A 20,538-nucleotide genomic window follows, 5' to 3' on the forward strand; every position below is an offset into this window, starting at 1 on the left:
TTACTGGAGTTGGTCGCCACCGCGCTTTTGCCCTTGCTTGCAAACGCACGGCGAACATGGTCCAGAGAAAAAATAGGCGCGCATCTTACCAGACACAGCGGGATTGGCAAGCACCCGCTAAAATAGTGATGACACGGGCCTTCGGGGCATTTGAGGTGAGCGCAGCCGGGTAATGATTGCTAAACTTTGTCCTTTCCACAAAGTTGAGCCCCCACGGCACCATGTCCGTCCTGAAACTGGCCGTCCCGACACCATTGCATACACTCTTCGATTACCTGCCACCGGCAGGAAGCGCCGAGGAAGCGCTGCAGCCCGGGGTGCGGGTGCAGGTGCCCTTTGGCAGGCGTAAACTCACCGCTTACCTGGTATCACACAGCGCCACCAGCGACCTCGAACCCGCGGCGTTGAAAGCGGCAGACACATTGCTGGACCCACAGCCGCTGATTTCCCCGGGGATCGTGGCCTTGTGCAACTGGGCGTCGGAGTACTACCAGCACCCACCGGGAGAAGTCTTCCAGGCCGCCTTCCCCAGGCTGCTGCGTGATGGCAAGGCGCATCGTTGCAACACCGTCGCGGGCTGGGAACTGACCACGCGAGGCAAGGGCCTGCCCGAAGGCGCGCTCGCGCGATCACCGAAACAGGCGCAAGCCCTGGCAATGCTGCAGCGTGAGGATCAGGTCAGCGGGGCGCAACTGCGCCGGGCAGGGCTCGGCAGCGCCATTCTCAAGGCCCTGGAAACAAAAGGGCTGGCCCAGCGCTGTGAAATCCAGCCGGGAATCGCCTCTCCGGTCGCGCGCGAGCCACTGCGACCAGGGCCCGAGCAGCGCGCAGTGCTCTCGGCTATCGCCGCTGCCGGTGACGGCTTTAACTGCCACCTGCTGGAGGGGGTCACCGGCAGCGGCAAAACAGAAATCTATTTGCAGTGCATTGCAGAATGCCTTGCCAGCGGACGCCAGGCATTGGTGCTGATTCCGGAGATCGGGCTCACACCGCAGACCGTCGCGCGCTTCAGCCAGCGCTTCAACGCTGAAATCACCACGCTGCACTCAGGCCTGGGCGACGCGGAACGCTACCGCGCCTGGGAGGCGGCACGCAGTGGCAGCGCACACATTGTTATCGGCACCCGCTCTGCGGTTTTCACCTCGCTGGCGCGTCCCGGGTTAATCGTGGTCGACGAGGAGCACGACCAGTCCTTCAAGCAGCAGGACGGCTTTCGCTATTCAGCCCGGGATGTAGCGGTAAAACGCGCCCAGATCGAGAACTGCCCGATCATACTGGGCAGTGCAACGCCGTCGCTCGAGAGCCTGCACAATGCCCTGCAGGGCCGCTATATCCATCACCGCATGCAGCAGCGCGCCGGCAACAGCCAAATGCCCGCGCTGGAAGCGGTGGATATAAGAAAAGCGCCCCTGCAGGCAGGCCTGTCGCCCACGTTGCTTGAGGCGATGCAGCATTGTCTCGAGTCCGGGCAACAGGTATTGCTGTTCCTGAATCGACGCGGCTATGCACCCACCCTCCAGTGCCACGACTGCGGCTGGATCGCGGAGTGCGATCATTGCGACGCCAGGCTGACCCTGCACCGCCGCCAGCGACAGCTGCGCTGCCATCATTGCGGTGTGTCGCAGCCACTGCGCCAGCGCTGCCCCAGTTGCCACAGTGAGCAGTTGCTTGCCACCGGCCTGGGTACCGAACAAACAGAGGAGTGGCTGCGGCGACACTTCAGCAGGTGGCCAATGTACCGGGTGGACAGTGACTCCATGCGCGGCCGGGAATCAATGCAGGCCCTGGTCGAGCAGATACACGGCGGCGATCCGTGTATTTTGCTGGGCACACAAATGCTGACCAAGGGGCATCATTTCCCTGCCGTCGCCCTGGTCGGGATCATTGATATGGACAGCATGCTGTTCAGCACGGATTTTCGCGGTGAAGAGCGAGCCGCACAGTTGTTGACACAGGTAGCGGGACGCGCGGGGCGCGACGAAGTGCCGGGAAGGGTGTTGTTGCAAACGCATCACCCGGACAATCCAACCATCACCGCCATGCTGACACAGGATTATCACCACCAGGCAATGGCCATGCTGGCGAGGCGGCGCGAGGCGACCATGCCGCCTCTCGGCTACCTGCTTATCGCCCGCAGCGATTGCACCGATGCCGCGGCCGGCGAGCAATTCCTGAATCGGCTGCGCGAGATGGCACAGCCGCACCTGCCAGCTGGCGTCAACGTAATCGGCCCGCTGCCGGCGCCAATGCAGCGTCGGGCAGGGCGCTTTCGCAGCCAGTTGCTGGTTCACACCTGCGACCGCCGGCTGTCGCAGCTGGCGGCGCGCAGGCTGGTACAGGAGGCGCAGAAACTCCGCGCAGGTGGCAACCTGTCCTGGTCCCTGGACGTGGATCCCCAGGATGTGTTCTGAACTGGCCAATACGGTGAGTTCCAGCGATAATACCGCGCTTGCGACCCCGCCATACCCGGTGGGGCCAGGCACTCTACAGCAACAGGTAACTCTCCCCGAATGAAGGAACAAATCTCCCAGCTGATCTCACAGGCGCTGGAAACACTGGTTGCGCAGGGCAGTCTGCCGGGCGACATCTCGCCGCGCATACAAATCGATCGCACCAGGGACAAGAGCCACGGGGACCTTGCCAGCAACATTGCCCTGACCCTGGCCAAGTCCGCCGGCAGGCCGCCACGGGACCTTGCCGCCGAGCTCTGCGCCGCGTTGCCGCCGTCACCGCTGGTGGAGCGTACGGAAATAGCTGGGCCCGGCTTCATCAATTTTTTCCTCAGCGATGACAGCAACCAGGCCATCGTGCGCGCCATTATTGAACAGGGCGCCAGCTTCGGACATAGTGAGGCAGGCAAGGGGCAGCAGGTACAGGTGGAGTTCGTCTCCGCCAATCCCACCGGCCCCCTGCACGTTGGCCACGGCCGCGGCGCCGCCGTGGGCGACAGCCTGTGCCGACTGCTCGCGGCCACCGGCTGGAACGTGTCCAGCGAGTTCTACTACAACGATGCCGGCGCCCAGATCGACAACCTGGCGCTTTCGGTACAGGCGCGCTGTCGCGGGCTGACCCCCGACGACGATCAGTGGCCGGAAGATGGCTATCGCGGCGACTACATCGCTGATGTAGCCACTGCCTACATGGCGGGCGCAACCATCGACGCCGAGGACCAGCACGTCACCGGTGCCGCAGATGCCGAAGACCTCGACGCTGTACGCAAGTTCGCCGTGGCCTACCTGCGGCGGGAACAGGATCTCGACCTCAAGGCCTTCGCAACCCACTTCGACCTGTATTTCCTGGAATCATCGCTCTACCAGAGCGGCGCCGTGGAGGAGACCGTCACCCGCCTCGTCGGCAACGGCCATACCTACGAGCAGGAAGGCGCCCTGTGGCTGCGCACCACCGACTTCGGTGATGACAAGGACCGGGTCATGCGTAAACGCGATGGCGGCTACACCTATTTCCTGCCTGACGTCGCCTATCACCTGAACAAATGGCAGCGCGGTTTCAAGCGGGTTATCAATGAACAGGGCGCCGATCACCACAGCACCGTGACCAGGGTGCGCGCTGGCCTGCAGGCCCTGCAGGCGGATATCCCGGAGGGCTGGCCGGAATATGTGCTGCACCAGATGGTCACCGTGATGCGTGACGGCGAGGAAGTAAAAATTTCCAAGCGTGCCGGCAGCTATGTCACCCTGCGCGACCTCATCGACGAGGTAGGCAGGGACGCCACCCGCTACTTCCTGGTCGCCCGCGGCCCCAGCTCCCAGCTCACGTTCGATATCGATCTCGCCCTGTCGCAGAGCAATGACAACCCGGTGTATTACATCCAGTACGCTCACGCCCGGGTCTGCTCAATCATGCGCAAACTGGCCGAGCAGGGTGAAAGCTGGAACCCGGAGAGCGGGCTCGACAGCCTGCAGCGCCTGCAGGAGGAGCACGAAAAAGCGCTGCTGCGGCGGCTGGACCGCTTCCCGGAGGTCGTCGCCGGCGCAGCAACCAGCCTGGAGCCGCACAACGTGGCCAACTACCTGAAAGACCTCGCGGGTGATTTCCATGCCTGGTACAACGCCCACAAGACACTGGTAGAAGACAAGGCACTGCGCGACGCGCGACTGGCCCTGTCGGAGGCAGTGCGACAGGTCATCGCCAATGGGCTCGACCTGCTGGGTGTGTCAGCCCCTGAATCGATGTAAACCATGAGCAGGGATTACGCCAAGAAGAGCAGTTCCAGTCGCAAAAAGGCACCGGCGCGCAGGAAACCTGCCGCCAGGGGTAAATCTGCGAATCAACGCATCAGTGGCTGGCGCTGGTATTCTGCCGGCCTGCTGAGCGGCTTGTTCCTGAGCTTCCTGCTTTACCTGGGCACGTTACCCGGGGGTAGTGGCACGGGCAGCCCTGCCGGCAGCGTGGAGCAGGCCGCCGAGCAGGAACAGGCCCCACCGAAGCCGCGCTTTGACTTCTATACCGTACTACCAGAGCAATCCATCGAGGTGGAGGCGCCCGCTGCCGAGCCAAGTCGCAACACCACCAGTCCTGCACCCAAATCCTATTACCTGCTGCAGGCGGGATCCTTCCGCCAGCGCGAGGACGCGGACCGGCGCCGTGCGGAGCTGTTGTTACTGGGGCTGGAGCCCAGTATCGAAGAGACCAACGGCGAGAACGGGCGCTGGTTCCGGGTCTACCTTGGCCCGTTTGACTCGCGCTCGAAGATGTCCAGGGCGCGCAGCCTGACGGCGGCCCAGAATATCGACACCTTGCTGCTCAAGCGCAGTGGCTGATTCGCGACCTTGAAACGCGCCATTCAACCAAGCGAATAGTCTCCGGCATGTCCCGCCGATACGGGTAGCGATCAGTCCCCCAGAAAACCGCCAACAAGCGTCGTCCTGACAGGCTTGAGCTCGGCCTTCCATGGCCTCCCACATTTTCTGGGGGACTGATCGCCACCCGTATCTCCAACGTGCACCAATTTGGCCTGGAGCAATCATGTCGCACGGCGCAGGTGTGAAACAATATAGGGCCCGATAACCGGATTTTCGGTAGCGGGGCGTCCGAGGCCATGGAGGGCCGAGGTCGAGCCTGGCATGGATGCCGCTGTTTGGCGGTCCCGCTACCGAAAATCCGGCTATCGGGCCCGGGTAGCTGAAACAATGCCTTGAAAGGTATGCGAGGCACCCCCATAACCACCTGTCTGGAACAGGAGAATCCGCGTGGAACAATACAGAGGTACGACCATTCTCTCGGTACGCCGGGGGAACAGCGTGGTCATTGGTGGCGACGGCCAGGTGTCGATGGGCAATACGGTGATGAAAGGCAACGCCCGCAAGGTCCGGCGCCTGCACAAAGACCAGGTCCTGGCCGGTTTTGCCGGCGGCACCGCTGACGCCTTCACGCTGTTTGAGCTGTTCGAAGCACAGCTCGACAAACACCAGGGCCACCTGGTTCGCGCTGCGGTGGAACTGGCCAAGGCCTGGCGCACCGAGCGCGCCCTGCGCCAGCTGGAAGCCCTGCTGGCAGTTGCCGACAAGGAGACCTCGCTGGTCATTACCGGCAACGGCGACGTGATAGAGCCCGAAGACAACCTGATCGCCATCGGCTCCGGGGGACCTTTCGCCCAGTCCGCTGCGCGGGCCCTGATGGACAATACCGAGCTGGACGCGCGCACCATCGTCGAAAAAGGCCTCTCCATCGCCGGTGATATCTGCATCTATACCAATCACAACCGCACCATCGAAGAACTCACTTTCTAGTACACGACCAGGCCGTAAACATGTCCAACATGACCCCCCGGGAAATCGTCTCGGAACTCGACAAACACATCATTGGCCAGATCGACGCCAAGCGTGCGGTGGCCATCGCCCTGCGCAACCGCTGGCGCAGGATGCAGGTGCCAGAGGCCCTGCGGGCCGAAATCACGCCCAAGAACATCCTCATGATCGGGCCCACCGGCGTCGGCAAGACCGAGATCGCCCGCCGCCTCGCCAAACTGGCCAACGCACCCTTCGTCAAGGTCGAAGCGACCAAGTTCACCGAGGTGGGCTATGTCGGCCGCGACGTGGAATCCATCGTCCGCGACCTGGTGGACGTCTCCATCAAGATGTTGCGCGAACAGGAGATGCAGCGGGTGCGCTTTCGCGCCGAGGAGGCCGCCGAAGAGCGTATTCTCGACATCCTGCTGCCCCCGGCGCGTGACGCCGAGGGCAGCACCGGGGAAAGTACTCGCCAGCTACTGCGCAAGAAACTGCGCGAGGGCGACCTGGATGACAAGGAAATCGAGGTCGAGATCAGCGCGCCCGCCATGGGCATGGAGATCATGGCACCTCCCGGCATGGAGGAAATGACCAGCCAGCTGCAGAGCATGTTCTCCAACATGTCCCGCGGTCAGCGCAAAACGCATAAAATGCCAGTCAAAGCCGCCTTCGTTGCGCTTTGCGACGAAGAAGCGGCGAAGATGGTCAACGAGGAAGAGCTCAAGCAGCAGGCCGTTGAAGCTGCAGAACAGAACGGTATCGTATTCATCGATGAACTGGACAAGGTCGCCAAGCGCAGCGAGGGTGCCGGCGCAGACGTCTCCCGCGAGGGTGTGCAACGCGACCTGCTGCCGCTGATCGAGGGTTCTACCGTCAGCACCAAGCACGGCATGATCAAGACCGACCATATCCTGTTCATCGCATCTGGCGCGTTCCACCTGGCCAAGCCGTCTGACCTGATACCCGAACTGCAGGGGCGCCTGCCGATTCGGGTGGAACTGAATTCGCTGACTGCGGAAGATTTTGAGCGCATACTCACGGAACCGGATGCCTCGTTGACCGAGCAGTATCAGGCCCTGCTGGCCACGGAAGGAATGCAGGTGGCCTTTACCGAGGCGGGCCTGCGGCGCATTGCGGAAATCGCCTGGCAGGTCAATGAGAAAACCGAGAACATCGGTGCCCGTCGCCTGCACACCGTGATGGAGCGCCTGCTGGAGGAGGCGTCATTTGGCGCTGCGGACGCCGGTCTGTCCGGCGACACGCTTGAGGTCGATGAAAATTATGTCAACCAGCAACTGGAAGCGCTCAGCGCCGACGAGGACCTGTCGCGCTTCATCCTCTGAGGAGCACGCAATTGTCTGCACAGCACCGTCCTGACGGAATTCAGCTGCACACCCGCTCGCGGGAACTGGAGTTATCCTACCCCGGGGGCGAAAACTATCGCCTCAGTTGCGAGTTCCTGCGCGTGCATTCCCCTTCCGCCGAAGTCAGGGGCCACGGTCGCGGGCAGGAGGTGCTGCAAACCGGCAAGCAGAAAGTGGCCATCACGGCTATCAGGCCGGTGGGCAATTACGCTCTGCAGCTGGTGTTTGACGACGGCCACGACACCGGGCTGTACTCGTGGGAGTACCTGTACCAGCTTTGCCAGGAACGGGAGCAACTGTGGCAGACCTACCTGGACCAGCTCCAGGCCGCAGGGGCCAGCCGCGACCCGGATGTGCAGGTCGTCAAACTGAGTCTCTGAGCCCACGCAGGGCCGCGCTGACCCCGGGCAAACATCGGGGTACAATGGCCCGCTCGCAGGAGGGCAAATGAGCACAAAAAAAACCACACACTTCGGTTACAAGGAAGTCGACAAGGAAGCGAAGGCCAGTATGGTGGCCGACGTTTTCCACTCCGTGGCATCCCGTTACGACCTGATGAACGACCTGATGTCGGCTGGCATACACCGGATCTGGAAGCGTTTTACGATCGAGTTGTCGGGCGTGCGCAAGGGCAATGCGGTACTTGATATAGCCGGGGGCACCGGTGATCTCGCCGCCAAATTCTCGCGCATCGTGGGCCCCGAAGGTCGGGTTGTGCTCGCCGATATCAACGCGTCCATGCTGCAGGTTGGACGCGACAAGCTGCTGGATACGGGGCATCAGGGCAATATAGAGTTCGTGCAGGCCGACGCCCAGTTCCTGCCCTTTCCCGACAACACCTTCGACTGTATTACCATCGCTTTTGGCCTGCGTAACGTCACCGAGAAGGAGATTGCGCTAAAGGACATGTTGCGCGTACTCAAGCCGGGCGGCCGTTTGCTGGTGTTGGAGTTTTCCAAGCCGCAAAGCGAGGTATTGAGCAAGGCCTACGATACCTATTCCTTCCGTGTGCTGCCGCTGATGGGCAGGCTGGTGGCCAATGATGCCGACAGTTACCAGTACCTCGCCGAGTCCATTCGCATGCACCCCGACCAGGAAACGCTGAAGGAAATGATGGAGGACGCGGGTTTCCACGGTGTCGAATTCCACAACATGACCGGGGGCATCGTGGCTTTGCACCGGGGCCTGAAAGCCTGACCATGGCTGCGGCAATCGATCCGGCGCTGCACACAGCGGGCCTCGCTGCAGCAGAGGCGGCCATTAACCGCGCCCTGGACCTGGCACCTGCCAGCGCCGCGGCACTGGCTTCCCTGCAGGACAAGGTATTTGCCCTGCACTGCACCGCACCCCAGGTAGACGTCTACCTGCAACCGACAGACGGGCATATCCGCCTCATGGGCCGCTACGACGGCCCGGTCACCACCTCGATACGGGGCCAGGCCTCGGATTTCGCACAGCTGGCCACGACAAACGATCCGGCGGCGGCATTGATCAACGGCGAACTGGCCTTACACGGCGACAGCGCACCGCTGATTGAACTGCAGGGCATACTCGCTCACCTGGACGTTGACTGGGAAGCACCCCTGGTTGACGCCCTGGGAGATGTTGCCGGGCACCAGCTGGCGCAAGTGCTGCGCGGCGTTTTCAACTGGGGACGACAGGCTTCCACCGGCCTGGCACGGCAGGTTGAGGAATTCATTCATGAAGAAGCCCGCCTGTGCCCACCGAAACTGGAGCTGGAGGACTTTTACCGCGATGTGCAGGAGCTGCAGATGCAGGTAGACCGGCTGGCATCGCGAGCACAACGGCTGCGCAAGCGCTTGCGCGAGCGGGCGGCCAGGACCTGACATGTCCCGCACCCTGCGCCTGGCAAAAATCTACCGCACCATCGGCGAGTATCGACTGGATGAACTGGTTGACGCAGCCCACCTGCCCGCCCTGCCACGTACACTATTGCGCATGTCACCCTGGCGCTTGCGCGCCGTGCCGGACATGCCAAGGGGGGAGCGCCTGCGCAAGGCGCTGGAGGACCTGGGGCCGGTTTTCATCAAGTTCGGGCAGATGTTGTCCACACGTCGCGATCTGCTGCCCGAGGATATCGCTGACCAGCTGGCCAGGCTGCAGGATGATGTGCCGCCCTTCCCGCCGCAACAAGCCATCAACATTATCGAGCGGGCCCTGGGCAAGCCGGTAGCTGACCTGTTCGCCCAGTTCGAGACCGAGCCCATGGCGTCGGCCTCGGTAGCGCAAGTGCACGCGGCAACCCTGCACAGCGGCGAGAGCGTGGTGGTCAAAGTGGTGCGACCGGATATTGAGCCCGTCATCCAGCAAGACCTGGCGCTGATGTTCACCCTCGCCAAGCTGGTCAACCGATATGTACCGGATGGCCACCGGCTGAGGCCTGTAGAAGTAGTAAGCGATTACAAACTTACTATCCTCGACGAACTTGATCTCGGCCGCGAGGCGGCCAACGCCTCGCAACTGCGCCGAAATTTCGAGGACAGCAAACGCGTCTATGTACCCCGGGTACACTGGGATTACACCTGCCGCAGCGTGTTCACCATGGAGCGCATCAGCGGCATCCCGGTCACCGACATGGACGCCCTGCGCGCGCGCAATGTCGACCTCAAACTGCTGGCAGAGCGCGGCGTGGAGATCTTTTTCACCCAGGTGCTACGCGACAGTTTTTTCCACGCGGACATGCATCCCGGCAATATATTTGTCGATGCCACGGATCCGGCGGACCCCAATTACATCGCCGTCGACTGCGCCATCATCGGCGCGCTGTCGGAGTCCGACCAGTACTACCTGGCTCGCAACCTGCTCGCTATTTTCCGTCGCGACTACCACGAAGTCGCGCAGCTGCATGTCGAATGCGGCTGGGTACCCCCGGATACGCGGGTACAGGACTTCGAATCGGCCATGCGCGCCGTCTGCGAACCTATTTTCGAACGCCCGCTCAGCGAAATTTCGTTTGGCCAGTTGCTGGTTTACCTGTTCCGCACCGCCGGCCGCTTTGATATGGAGGTGCAGCCCTCCCTGGTGCTGCTGCAGAAAACGCTGCTGAACATCGAGGGGCTGGGTCGCCAGCTATATCCGGACCTGAACCTGTGGGAAACCGCGCAACCCTTCCTTGAGGAATGGGTCGCCGCGCGCTATTCCCCGCAATCTGTACTCCGGCGCCTGCAGCGCCACGCCCCATCCTGGCTGGAACAACTACCGCAGCTACCGGATGTGGTCATGGACAACCTGCAGCATGCACGCGAACTGGAGCAACGCTTCAGTGTGCAGCAGCAGCGGGTACAGAAACTGCAGCACCAGGCAACAGAAGACACACGGCGGCGCAGGCGGCACCTGGTGGCAGCGCTGGCATGCGGTGCGGCGGCACTACTGGCCGTGCCCGGTGCCTGGCAGCAATTGGCGCAGGCACCACTGGCCAGCTGGTTGCTAGGTGGCCTGGGGCTGGCGCTATTGTGGCCACGGGAAACCTGAGCTGTGCGATAATACAGTGCGCCCTGGTGGAAAAATTCATGAGTCTCAGCGAACACATCAAGTGGAACGAACACGGACTGGTCCCGGCTATCGCCCAGGACTGGCAGAGCGGTGATGTGCTGATGATGGCCTGGATGAATGCAGAGGCACTGGAATTGACCCTGAAGGAACAGCGGGCCATTTATTATTCCAGGTCGCGCCAGGCACTGTGGCGCAAGGGCGAGGAATCCGGCAACGTACAACGCCTGCACGAACTGCGCTTGGACTGCGATGGCGACACGCTGCTACTGAAAGTTGAGCAAATCGGCGGCATAGCCTGTCATACCGGCAGGCGCAGTTGTTTCTACCAGCTGGCCGACCAGCAGGGCGAACTTGCGGTAACCGATGCGGTATTAAAGGACCCCGATGAGATGTACGGGAGCAAAGCCTGATGCACGACATTCTGCAATCTCTACAAGTTATCCTGGAACAGCGCAAGCGAGAGGGTGAGCCCGATTCATCCTACGTGGCCAGCCTGCACCATCAGGGCCTCAACAAGATTCTCGAGAAAGTGGGTGAAGAGGCCACAGAGGCCATTCTCGCGGCCAAGGACCTGGACAACGGCGGCAATCGCGAGGACCTGGTTGGCGAAGTCGCCGACCTCTGGTTTCACAGCATGGTGATGCTGTCCCACCTCGATGTAGGGCTGGACGAGATCGGCGACTGCCTGGCGGATCGCTTTGGTCTCTCCGGCCTGGATGAAAAGGCGGCGCGCAAACAGCCGTGAAACTGACAGCACGATACGGGAGACAATCATGGGAATAGGCGGCATAAGTGTTTGGCAGTTGCTTATCATACTGGCGATAGTGGTCATGCTATTCGGCACCAAGCGCCTGCGTTCACTGGGCTCGGACCTGGGCAGTGCGGTGAAGGGATTTCGCAAAAGCATGTCTGAAGACAACGACAGTGCGGAGAAACCAGCTGCGAAGCCCGATCCGGCTGAACCCCGGGACGAACAGAACAAGTAACGCCTGAATGTTTGATATCGGCTTCACCGAACTGGTCATCGTCGCCATCGTCGGCCTGCTGGTCATCGGGCCGGAGCGGCTACCCGGGGCTATTCGGACCGCAAGTGCATGGCTTGGTCGCATCAAGCGCGGCTTCAATGACATCAAGCGTGAAGTGGAGCAGGAACTGCACAACGACGCGGTAATGCAGGAGCTGAAGCAGACCGGACAACAATTGCGTGAAGAATCCAGCCAACTCAGCGATGACGTACGCAAGGCAGCCGCGGACATCAACCCACTGGACGAAAGGCCCGGGAGCGACGCCGGGAACAAGCCAGAATGAGCGATGCGGAGAATACCGACCAGCCACTGCCGCTGGTGGCTCACCTCACCGAATTGCGCGACCGCTTGCTACGCGCGCTACTGGCAGTGTTGATCATTTTTATCTGCCTGTTTCCCTTTGCCAATGAAATCTACGCCTTTGTGTCTCAGCCGCTACGGGAACTACTGCCCCAGGGAGCGGGCATGATCGCCACGGAAGTCGCGTCCCCCTTCCTTACACCGTTCAAGCTGACCCTGTTCACCGCGATTTTTATTGCCGTCCCCTATATTCTCTACCAGATCTGGAGCTTCATTGCCCCGGGTATGTACCGGCATGAAAAACGCTTCGCCGTGCCCTTGCTGGTGTCCAGCGTCGCCCTGTTCTACCTGGGCGCGGCGTTCGCGTACTTCGTGGTATTTCCGCTGATCTTCGCCTTTTTTACCAGCGTGGGTCCGGAAGACATTACCATCATGACGGATATCAACAGCTACCTTAATTTCGTCCTCAAGCTGTTTTTTGCCTTTGGCATTGCCTTCGAAATACCCATCGCCGCTATCCTCCTGATCTGGGCAGGTATCACCACGCCGGATGCGCTGGCGAGAAAGCGACCCTATATCATCGTTGGCTGTTTCGTATTCGGCATGTTGCTCACGCCGCCGGATGTCATCTCGCAATCGCTGCTGGCAATACCTATGTGGATACTGTTCGAGTTCGGCGTGTTTTTCGGCCGCCTGATTCATCGAGACAGTGAGGAAAACACCACATAGGGTGACGGCGCCCTTTGCGTTACCATAGCGGGGTTCAAAGGGGACTCCGATCACATGCCACATATCCTGCACCTGCTCGTACTGATAACCTGCATCACCGCCCTGCCCGCCGCTGCGCAATCGGATATCGAATCGCCTGAGTTGTCAGCACGAGAACTGATCGAGCAGGAAAAAGAGACCGAAAAGCTGGTCGAGGAGAAAGCCAGTTCCGACCCGGATGCATTTCGCGAGCAGGCAACCCCCCTGGCCGCCATGCTGGGACTGCGCGAGGCAATGCGCAGCAAGGACTACGAATCCCTCGGCAAATACCTTGATCGACGCTATATCGATGAAGCCCTGGAGCAGTACAGCGACGAGCAACTACTGCGTGCGCTGGGGTATGTCTTCAATTTGCAGAACATCATCGACGTCACCACCCTGAGCGATGACCCGGAGGGAAGTCTCGGAGACGGACTACCGAGCTATCGCGATCGCATCGGCTCGGTAAGGCTGCAGGACGAGGAAATCCCCATTTACCTGCAGCGCGTTCCCGATGGCAAGGGCGGTCGGGTATGGAAGCTGTCCAACGCCACAGTGGCCCGCATACCGGACATGTGGGAAGAACTCGGCTACAGCGACGCAGCCATCAAGCTGGGCGATTGGCTGCCCGAGTTCCGCTTCATGGGTATGCAGAACTGGCAGATTGCCAGCCTGGTCCTGTTCTTCCTGCTGGCCTGGCCGCTGGCGGGCCTGGTCAGCTATCTGCTCATGCGACTGGCCCTGCTGGTGCCCAACCGCTTCCCGCTGGGTATCCAGCATTTCTTCCGCCGGCCGATGCGCTTCTTCATCTTCATCGTCATCGCCAAGCTGTTGATCGATCAGCTCGGCCTGTCCATGACTGCGCGCATCCTGCTGGAATCCTCTGGTATCGAGTACATTGCCTTCACGGTGCTCATATTGGGCCTGCTGTCACTGCTGCGGGATTACCAGATCCGCAAGATGCAGCATGCCGGCAACGCCCACTACGTGGCTCTGTTGAAGCCGTTTACCACCATCGTGAAGATCATCGTGGTCACGGTTATCGCGCTGGTCTGGGCCAAGCGAGCCGGTTACGACATGTCGACCATTCTCGCCGGCCTTGGCGTGGGCTCGCTGGCTGTGGCACTGGCAGCGCAGAAAACGCTGGAAAACGTCATCGGGGCGGTCACGCTTTATACTGCCAGGCCAGTAAGCGCCGGCGACTTCTGTCGCTTCGGTGACGTTACCGGCGTGGTAGAGGAGATCGGCCTGCGCTCGACCATCATCCGCACACTGGATCGGTCCATGGTCGTCATTCCCAACTCGGTTTTCTCATCGGTGGAAATCGAGAATTACTCACAGCGCGATCGCATTCGTTTCTTCCGGCGCTACCAGATCCAGGTGCCCGGCGCGGCACAAATGCGCGCCTTGCTGGAGGACATCCGCGGGCTACTGGCCGCGAACGAGAACGTGCTCGAGGACACCATCAGCGTGCGCTTCGAGGACATCGTCAATGGCAACGCCATCCTGCGACTTGATGCAGGCGTTGCCACCACCGACTTCCAGGTATTCCTGGCCGTGGCAGAGGAGATCAACATTGGCATACTCGCCGCCGCCGAGAAGCAGGACTGCGTGTTCACCGGCCCCGCCCGGCTCAACCAGGATCCAGCCCCCGCCGCCAGTGACGGCCAAGGCACCGACGCGTGAGCAAGCCCCGGGACGGCCTGGGCTCACTGCTACCGGTACTGAATTACCTCAAGCCCTACAAGGCCAGGCTGGTGGCAGCCAGCCTCGCGCTCCTGTTCACTGCAGGCGCCACGCTGTCTCTGGGCTGGGGCCTGCAGACGCTGATCGACGAAGGCTTTGGCGGCGGCACCAGTGCTGACCTGCGCAGCGCCATCGGGCTTTTGCTCACCATCGCCGCAGCCATGGCGGTGGGCACGTTTGTACGTTTTTACCTGGTGTCCTGGCTGGGAGAGCGGGTCAGCGCCGACCTGCGCAAGGCCGTGTTCGAGAACATCGTGCGTCTGCACCCGGGGTACTTCGAAAGTAACCGCTCGGGCGAAATCATGTCGCGCCTGACCACCGATACGACGCTGCTGCAAACTATCATTGGCTCCTCATTCAGCATGGCGCTGCGCAGCAGCCTGACGCTGGTCGGCGCACTGGTCATGATGTTCGTGACCAACCTGAAACTGAGCCTGATTATCGCCGTGGGCGTACCACTGGTACTGCTGCCGATTCTGGTATTTGGCCGCCGCGTGCGGCGCCTGTCCAACCAGAGCCAGGACAGTATCGCCAGCGTCGGCAGCTATGCCGGCGAGATCATCCAGCATATCCGCGTGGTGCAGAGCTATACCCGGGAACAGTTCGAGAGCGATGCCTTTGCCCTGGAGGTCGAACGCGCTTTCGCGATTGCACGCAAACGCATACGCCAGCGCGCCCTGCTCATCTGTACGGCTATCCTGCTGCTGTTTGCGGGCATGTCAGGCATGCTCTGGGAAGGCGGGCAGGATGTGATCAGTGGGCGCATGAGTGGCGGCGAACTGGGTGCGTTCGTATTCTACGCCATCATGGTTGGCTCCGGCGTGGCCACTATATCCGAAGTGTGGGGCGAACTGCAGCGAGCGGCGGGCGCCGCGGAACGGCTGGTAGAGCTGACGCGCACGCAAAGCCTGATTGCCGACCCAGTCACCCCGTGTTCTGCACAGTTGAGCAGCCAGCCCTCGCTGGCGCTGGAGAACGTCACTTTCCGCTACCCCACGCGACCCGATGTCGCCGCACTGGAAGCCTTCTCCCTGCCCATTGAGTCTGGCCGCAGCCTGGCGCTGGTAGGGCCCTCAGGTGCGGGAAAATCCACAGTGTTCGAGTTATTGCAGCGATTCTACGACCCACAGGAAGGCCGCGTGACCATCGACGGTATCGATATCCGCGATCTCAACCTGCAACAGCTGCGCGAACAGATCGCCCTGGTACCGCAGCAACCGGCGCTGTTCACCGGCGACGTACGCTACAACATCGCCTACGGACGACCCAATGCGACTGAAGCGGAAATCCAGGCAGCCGCGCGCACGGCACATGCACATGAATTCATAAGCCAGCTACCGGCAGGTTATGACAGCCACCTGGGTGAGCAGGGTGTGCGACTGTCCGGCGGCCAGCGACAGCGCATCGCGCTGGCGCGCGCCATCCTCAACGATCCTAAAATACTGTTGCTGGATGAGGCGACCAGCGCGCTGGATACCGAAAGTGAGTATCACGTGCAGAAAGCGCTGGAAGAGCTGATGCAGGGACGCACCACGGTGATCATTGCGCACCGACTGTCCACCATACTGCACGCAGACAAGATCGCAGTTATGGACAAGGGCCGGCTGGTGGCGACAGGAAAACACCAGGCCTTACTACAGGACAACGCGCTGTATGCCCGCCTGGCGCAGTTGCAGTTCCGCGAAAGCGACAGCGAGTCCTAGCGATCGAACAGGCCTATACGCTCCCTGCGTTCAGCGTTGACCTGCTCAAGGTCATCGAAGACCTCCCGGGATATCTCCAGCACATCGCCCAGCAGTTTGTAGCCCAGTTTCATATTGTTCACAGAACAGCGCAGGGGCGCTGTCAGCGGTGATTCGCTGAACAACTCCCGCGAGTCATCCAGGGCCGTTTGCCAGTGTTCGCCTGCCGCAACCCGCGCCGACTCGTAGCCCATGGACAACACCTCCAGCGACTCCATCAGTGCTTCTATACCAATCCATTCCAGCACCGCCCCGCGTTCTGCACCGCGCCGTACGCCGCGGCGAAGACGCCGGGCCATGTTGCGAAACTCTCGCTGGACCCGAGGTCCGAAGACGGGTAGCGACACGGCACGCAGCTCGTCGTCTTCCGCCAATTCACGCCAGTCTTCCAGCGTGAGGATGGATTCGATGTGCGGAAAGACCACCTTCTCCTCAATATTCATATGCTCATAGGTGTGGCCTATGTATTCCCTGCCGCGCCTGACCACCACCGAGGCCGAGACGTCGCCCTCGCGCCAGCTTTCGATGTCGTTGAGCAGTTGCTTGCCGCGCCGCGCGGTGTGATCGTGGTCGCGTTGCAGTGTATCCACCTCGTCCGCGGCCTTGGGGTCCAATTCGGCAACCCTGGAATAAATCAGGTCCTCGCGGGGATGATGGAAGCGGTCCGGCCACGTCGACATATACTCCATGACTTCGAACACGATGTGGGGATCTACATTTTCGCCATTGTCTATAGCCTGCAGCTGGTCAGAAAACAGCTGCATAACAGTAGCGATGTGACGGTGCTCCGCGCGCAGCGTTTTCAACATCGGTGGCTCAGCGGACGTGTTTCCGCGCGGGGTGTCCCGCGCCCAGGCGTCGCGACTGTAGCCGGATCCGGTCTTACCCGCCGCAGGCTGGGATGGCCCCTTCTGCGTAGCCGCTTTCCCCGACACCCTGGATTTAGTTGTCGCCGCCTTCTTCTTCATCGCTGCCCCGCCTGTCACGGACTTTGCCTTCGCCGATGCGGTTTTGCGCGCAGTCGGCTTTTTAGCGGTTTTCTTTGCCACGGGTTTCTTGCGGGTACTACCAGTAGAAGCTGCCATCAGCGCTCTCCTTTCCAATCTGCTGTCAGCATATGCCTGCAGCCTACACTGTCCAGCCTGAAACCGCCTTGATCGAGCTCATCACTGGCGCTAATCGACATCTGGCGTAATTAGGTGAACCAACGCTGTTACAAACCACGGGTGGAGCGAACTGGCTGCAAACCACACGCAAGGCACCAATAAAAACGCCGGCGCAAGGCCGGCGTCGTGGTCGTAGCAGGAAAAGTCAGCTGAATTCGCGGATGAGCCCGCCGATCGATTCCTTCGCGTCACCGAACAACATGCGGGTGTTGTCCTTGTAAAACAGCGGGTTCTCGATGCCGGCAAAGCCCGATGCCATGGAACGCTTGAGTACAAATACCGTGCGCGCAGAGTCCACGTTGATCACTGGCATGCCGTAAATCGGCGAGGATTCCACTTCACGCGCCGCCGGGTTGACGACGTCGTTGGCACCGATAACGATGGCAACATCCACGGTTTCCATACGCGGGTTGATATCGTCCATTTCCAGCAACTGGTCATAGGGCACATCCGCCTCGGCCAGCAACACGTTCATGTGCCCTGGCATGCGGCCGGCTACCGGGTGAATACCGAAATTCACTTCAGCGCCATTTTCTTCCAGCAGTTCCATGAGTTCTTTCACCACGTGCTGGGCCTGGGCTACCGCCATGCCGTATCCCGGGATCACAGCCACGCTGGAAGCTGCTTCCAGAACGTAATAGGCATCTTCCACGGAAATCGGCTTGATCTCGCCCTCTACCTCGGTGGTTTCCTGTACGCCACTGCCGAAGCCGGAGAACAGCACATTGGTCAGTGAGCGGTTCATGGCTTTACACATGATCTGGGTGAGGATGATGCCCGAGGCACCCACCAGCGAACCGGCGACAATAAGAATATTATTGTCGACCGCGAAACCCGCCGCACAGGCCGCGAGACCGGAGTAGGAGTTCAATAGTGAAATCACCACCGGCATATCCGCGCCACCGATGGGAATCACCACCATCACGCCGAAGGCCAGCGACAAGACGACTACCAGGAACAGCCAGAACCCGGTATCCGGGAAATTGATGAACAGCAGGGCGCTGATCACAATGCCCGCGACAATGGCGCCATTCACCATCTGCTGCTTGGCAAACATGATGGGCGCACTGGTCATGCGCTCGCTCAGCTTGCCGTAGGCCACCAGCGAACCGGTAAAGGTTACGCCACCGATAAGAATTGACAGTACGATTGTCACCAGGGTGAAGGTGGCAGCCGTCGGGGACATTGCCGCCAGACCCACCAGCAGCGAGGCCATACCGCCAAAGCCGTTAAACAGGGCCACCATTTCAGGCATGGACGTCATCTCGACCGTACGCGCGACAAAGGCGCCGATGGCTCCGCCGATGACGACGCCGATCACGATCCACTGGTAGTCAACAATGCCCTGGTCCAGCAACGCGGCCACAATGGCGACCAGCATGCCGGTTGAGGAAATCATGTTGCCGCGGCGCGCCGTTGCCGGCGAACCCAGTTGCTTCAGCCCGTAGATAAAGAGCGCGGCCGAAATGATATAGGCAAATTGAATGAGGTTATCCATGGCGCCTTAACCCTCCTTCTTCTTGAACATGGCGAGCATGCGATCGGTTACCAGGTAACCGCCCACCACGTTGATAGACGCCAGAGCCACGGCGAAGAAACCCAGCCATTGGGCCGCATCGCCATGGCCGGTACCTGCGAGGCTGATCGCACCTACCACGGTGATGCCGGAAATCGCGTTGGCACCGGACATCAGCGGCGTATGCAGGGTAGCGGGCACCTTGTTGATCAATTCGAAGCCCAGGAAGATGGACAACATAAGGATGAATGTCAGGAACACTTCTGCCGGAATCATGATTGTGCCTCCCCTTCCATGATGTTCTTGATGGTCTCGTTGGTCACTTCGCCATCGTGGGTAATGATGCAACCGGGAAGAATGTCATCTTCGAAATTCACTTCGAACGCTTTCTTCTCTTCGCACCAGTTGTCCTCTACCAGGTTGAACAGGTTGGAGGAGTACATCTGGCTGGCATCGCGGGCGACTTCACTGGCCCAGTTGCCGGTGCCGATGATGGTAACACCGCACCATTCGACCACGTCGCCAGGGCGTGAACCCTCGACGTTACCGCCGGTTTCCGCTGCCATATCCACGATAACGGACCCCGGCTGCATGCCTTCGATCATGTCCTGGGTCACCAGTACGGGGGGCTTGCGGCCAAAAACCTGCGCCGTGGTGATTACAACATCTGATTTGGCGATGATGTCTTTCTGCGCCTGACGCTGTATCTCCACCTGCTCAGGGGTGAGTTCCTTGGCGTAACCACCGGCGGTCTCCCCGGTTTCCCCCAGGTCGATCTCGAGGAACTTGGCACCGAGAGACTGCACCTGCTCGGCCACTACCGGGCGGGTATCAAATGCGGTGACCTTGGCGCCAAGGCGCTTGGCGGTGGCAATGGCTTGCAGGCCGGCCACACCGGCACCGATAACAAATACGTTGGCCGGCTTGAGGGTGCCGGCCGGGGTCATCATCATCGGGAAGATGCGCGGCAGGTGGTTTGCCGCTTTCATGACCATTACGTAGCCGGCCAGGTTGGCCTGGGAACTCAGCGCGTCCATTTTCTGACTGCGCGTGGTGCGCGGGATCATCTCCATGGAAATGGAGGTCACCCCGGCTGCCTTGAAGGCATCGATCAGTTCGCGCTCATTAAACGGGTCGAGGTAGCTGATATGTATGCAGCCGCGCTGCATCAGTTCGATCTCATCAACTGACGGCTTGTTCAGGCGCAGCAGCAGGTCTGCGCTGGAAAACAGCTCCTTGCGGTCAGCTACGATAGTAGCACCGGCCTCGGTGTACTCTGCATCGGTAAATCCTGCGCCGACGCCCATGCTGGCTTCAACAAGCAGCTCAGCTCCCATACGGACCAGTTTCTTGGCCACATCGGGCGTAACAGGCACGCGATTCTCGCCAGGCTGTAATTCCCTAGGTATTGCAATGCGCATAACGGTGTAACCCCCCGTTGCTTGATTGTGTTTCTTGTTTTGTCCGGAGTCCGGCTCCTGCGGCAGATCTCTTGCGAATCGTGACCGCACCCCACCCCATTATTGAGCGGGCGCTCACTCTAGCACAGTGCCCGGGGGGTCGAAATTATGACTGATATTCATTTGCTGAATGAAATATCCATCTTCATTTCAACGCCAACCCTATCCCAGATCAGCGAGAGAGCGCTAATTTACGCCTTTTGGCTGCC

Annotated in this window: 20 protein-coding genes; 16 read left to right on the top strand and 4 right to left on the bottom strand. The window is 60.7% G+C overall.

Features of this window, described 5'->3' with window-relative positions; translation table 11 throughout:
* Positions 1-221: 221 nt before the first annotated feature.
* The 16 genes from F0M18_RS15475 (at position 222) to F0M18_RS15550 (ending at position 16,148) form a co-directional block, all read left to right on the top strand.
* Complete coding sequence (locus F0M18_RS15475) at positions 222-2,411, top strand: primosomal protein N' (protein WP_149612354.1); 2,190 nt, start codon at positions 222-224, stop codon at positions 2,409-2,411.
* A 99-nt stretch (positions 2,412-2,510) separates the two neighbouring features.
* Positions 2,511-4,196, top strand: a complete 1,686-nt coding sequence (argS, locus tag F0M18_RS15480) for an arginine--tRNA ligase (protein ID WP_149612355.1) — start codon at positions 2,511-2,513, stop codon at positions 4,194-4,196.
* A gap of 3 nt (positions 4,197-4,199) precedes the next feature.
* On the top strand, positions 4,200-4,781 hold the full coding sequence (locus tag F0M18_RS15485; protein WP_149612356.1) for an SPOR domain-containing protein: 582 nt from the start codon (positions 4,200-4,202) through the stop codon (positions 4,779-4,781).
* Between the two features lie 429 nt (positions 4,782-5,210).
* Positions 5,211-5,750, top strand: coding sequence for an ATP-dependent protease subunit HslV (gene hslV / locus F0M18_RS15490; protein ID WP_149612357.1), 540 nt, complete (start codon positions 5,211-5,213; stop codon positions 5,748-5,750).
* Positions 5,751-5,770: 20 nt separating this feature from the next.
* Positions 5,771-7,093, top strand: a complete 1,323-nt coding sequence (hslU, locus tag F0M18_RS15495) for an ATP-dependent protease ATPase subunit HslU (protein ID WP_149612358.1) — start codon at positions 5,771-5,773, stop codon at positions 7,091-7,093.
* A gap of 11 nt (positions 7,094-7,104) precedes the next feature.
* A complete protein-coding gene (locus tag F0M18_RS15500; RefSeq protein WP_149612359.1) occupies positions 7,105-7,494 on the top strand; it encodes a gamma-butyrobetaine hydroxylase-like domain-containing protein in 390 nt (129 codons plus the stop codon).
* A gap of 67 nt (positions 7,495-7,561) precedes the next feature.
* Positions 7,562-8,311: a bifunctional demethylmenaquinone methyltransferase/2-methoxy-6-polyprenyl-1,4-benzoquinol methylase UbiE gene (gene ubiE / locus F0M18_RS15505; protein WP_149612360.1), complete on the top strand. Its 750-nt coding sequence runs from the start codon at positions 7,562-7,564 to the stop codon at positions 8,309-8,311.
* Positions 8,312-8,313: 2 nt separating this feature from the next.
* Positions 8,314-8,961, top strand: a complete 648-nt coding sequence (locus F0M18_RS15510) for a ubiquinone biosynthesis accessory factor UbiJ (RefSeq protein WP_149612361.1) — start codon at positions 8,314-8,316, stop codon at positions 8,959-8,961.
* Between the two features lies 1 nt (position 8,962).
* Entirely contained in the window at positions 8,963-10,606 is a 1,644-nt protein-coding gene (ubiB, locus tag F0M18_RS15515) for a ubiquinone biosynthesis regulatory protein kinase UbiB (RefSeq protein WP_149612362.1), read from the top strand.
* A 38-nt stretch (positions 10,607-10,644) separates the two neighbouring features.
* A complete protein-coding gene (gene hisI, locus F0M18_RS15520; protein ID WP_149612363.1) occupies positions 10,645-11,037 on the top strand; it encodes a phosphoribosyl-AMP cyclohydrolase in 393 nt (130 codons plus the stop codon).
* Positions 11,037-11,372, top strand: coding sequence for a phosphoribosyl-ATP diphosphatase (locus F0M18_RS15525; RefSeq protein WP_149612364.1), 336 nt, complete (start codon positions 11,037-11,039; stop codon positions 11,370-11,372). The genes hisI and F0M18_RS15525 overlap by 1 nt, the downstream gene beginning before the upstream one ends.
* A 28-nt stretch (positions 11,373-11,400) precedes the next feature.
* Positions 11,401-11,613: a twin-arginine translocase TatA/TatE family subunit gene (gene tatA / locus F0M18_RS15530; protein ID WP_149612365.1), complete on the top strand. Its 213-nt coding sequence runs from the start codon at positions 11,401-11,403 to the stop codon at positions 11,611-11,613.
* Positions 11,614-11,620: 7 nt separating this feature from the next.
* Positions 11,621-11,935, top strand: coding sequence for a Sec-independent protein translocase protein TatB (gene tatB, locus F0M18_RS15535; protein WP_149612366.1), 315 nt, complete (start codon positions 11,621-11,623; stop codon positions 11,933-11,935).
* Positions 11,932-12,681: a twin-arginine translocase subunit TatC gene (gene tatC / locus F0M18_RS15540; protein ID WP_149612367.1), complete on the top strand. Its 750-nt coding sequence runs from the start codon at positions 11,932-11,934 to the stop codon at positions 12,679-12,681. Before tatB ends, tatC begins: the two co-directional genes overlap by 4 nt.
* Positions 12,682-12,735: 54 nt before the next feature.
* A complete protein-coding gene (locus F0M18_RS15545; protein ID WP_149612368.1) occupies positions 12,736-14,385 on the top strand; it encodes a mechanosensitive ion channel family protein in 1,650 nt (549 codons plus the stop codon).
* Positions 14,382-16,148 (top strand): ABC transporter transmembrane domain-containing protein, encoded by a 1,767-nt coding sequence (locus tag F0M18_RS15550; RefSeq protein ID WP_149612369.1) that lies wholly within the window; start codon positions 14,382-14,384, stop codon positions 16,146-16,148. The genes F0M18_RS15545 and F0M18_RS15550 overlap by 4 nt, the downstream gene beginning before the upstream one ends.
* Here the strand turns inward: F0M18_RS15550 and F0M18_RS15555 are convergent.
* The 4 genes from F0M18_RS15555 to F0M18_RS15570 form a co-directional block, all read right to left on the bottom strand.
* Complete coding sequence (locus F0M18_RS15555) at positions 16,145-17,272, bottom strand: hemerythrin domain-containing protein (protein WP_262500968.1); 1,128 nt, start codon at positions 17,270-17,272, stop codon at positions 16,145-16,147. The two genes, F0M18_RS15550 and F0M18_RS15555, sit on opposite strands and share 4 nt — an antisense overlap.
* Positions 17,273-17,498: 226 nt before the next feature.
* Positions 17,499-18,851, bottom strand: a complete 1,353-nt coding sequence (locus F0M18_RS15560; protein ID WP_149612370.1) for an NAD(P)(+) transhydrogenase (Re/Si-specific) subunit beta — start codon at positions 18,849-18,851, stop codon at positions 17,499-17,501.
* Between the two features lie 6 nt (positions 18,852-18,857).
* The gene (locus tag F0M18_RS15565; protein ID WP_149612371.1) at positions 18,858-19,145 is read right to left on the bottom strand and encodes an NAD(P) transhydrogenase subunit alpha; all 288 of its coding nucleotides are present in this window, start codon (positions 19,143-19,145) and stop codon (positions 18,858-18,860) included.
* On the bottom strand, positions 19,142-20,290 hold the full coding sequence (locus F0M18_RS15570; RefSeq protein ID WP_149612372.1) for a Re/Si-specific NAD(P)(+) transhydrogenase subunit alpha: 1,149 nt from the start codon (positions 20,288-20,290) through the stop codon (positions 19,142-19,144). The genes F0M18_RS15565 and F0M18_RS15570 overlap by 4 nt, the downstream gene beginning before the upstream one ends.
* Positions 20,291-20,538: the final 248 nt, after the last annotated feature.

Origin of the sequence: Pseudohalioglobus sediminis (assembly GCF_008370495.1) — a bacterium.
In the GTDB taxonomy this organism is placed as follows: Bacteria; Pseudomonadota; Gammaproteobacteria; order Pseudomonadales; family Halieaceae; genus Halioglobus.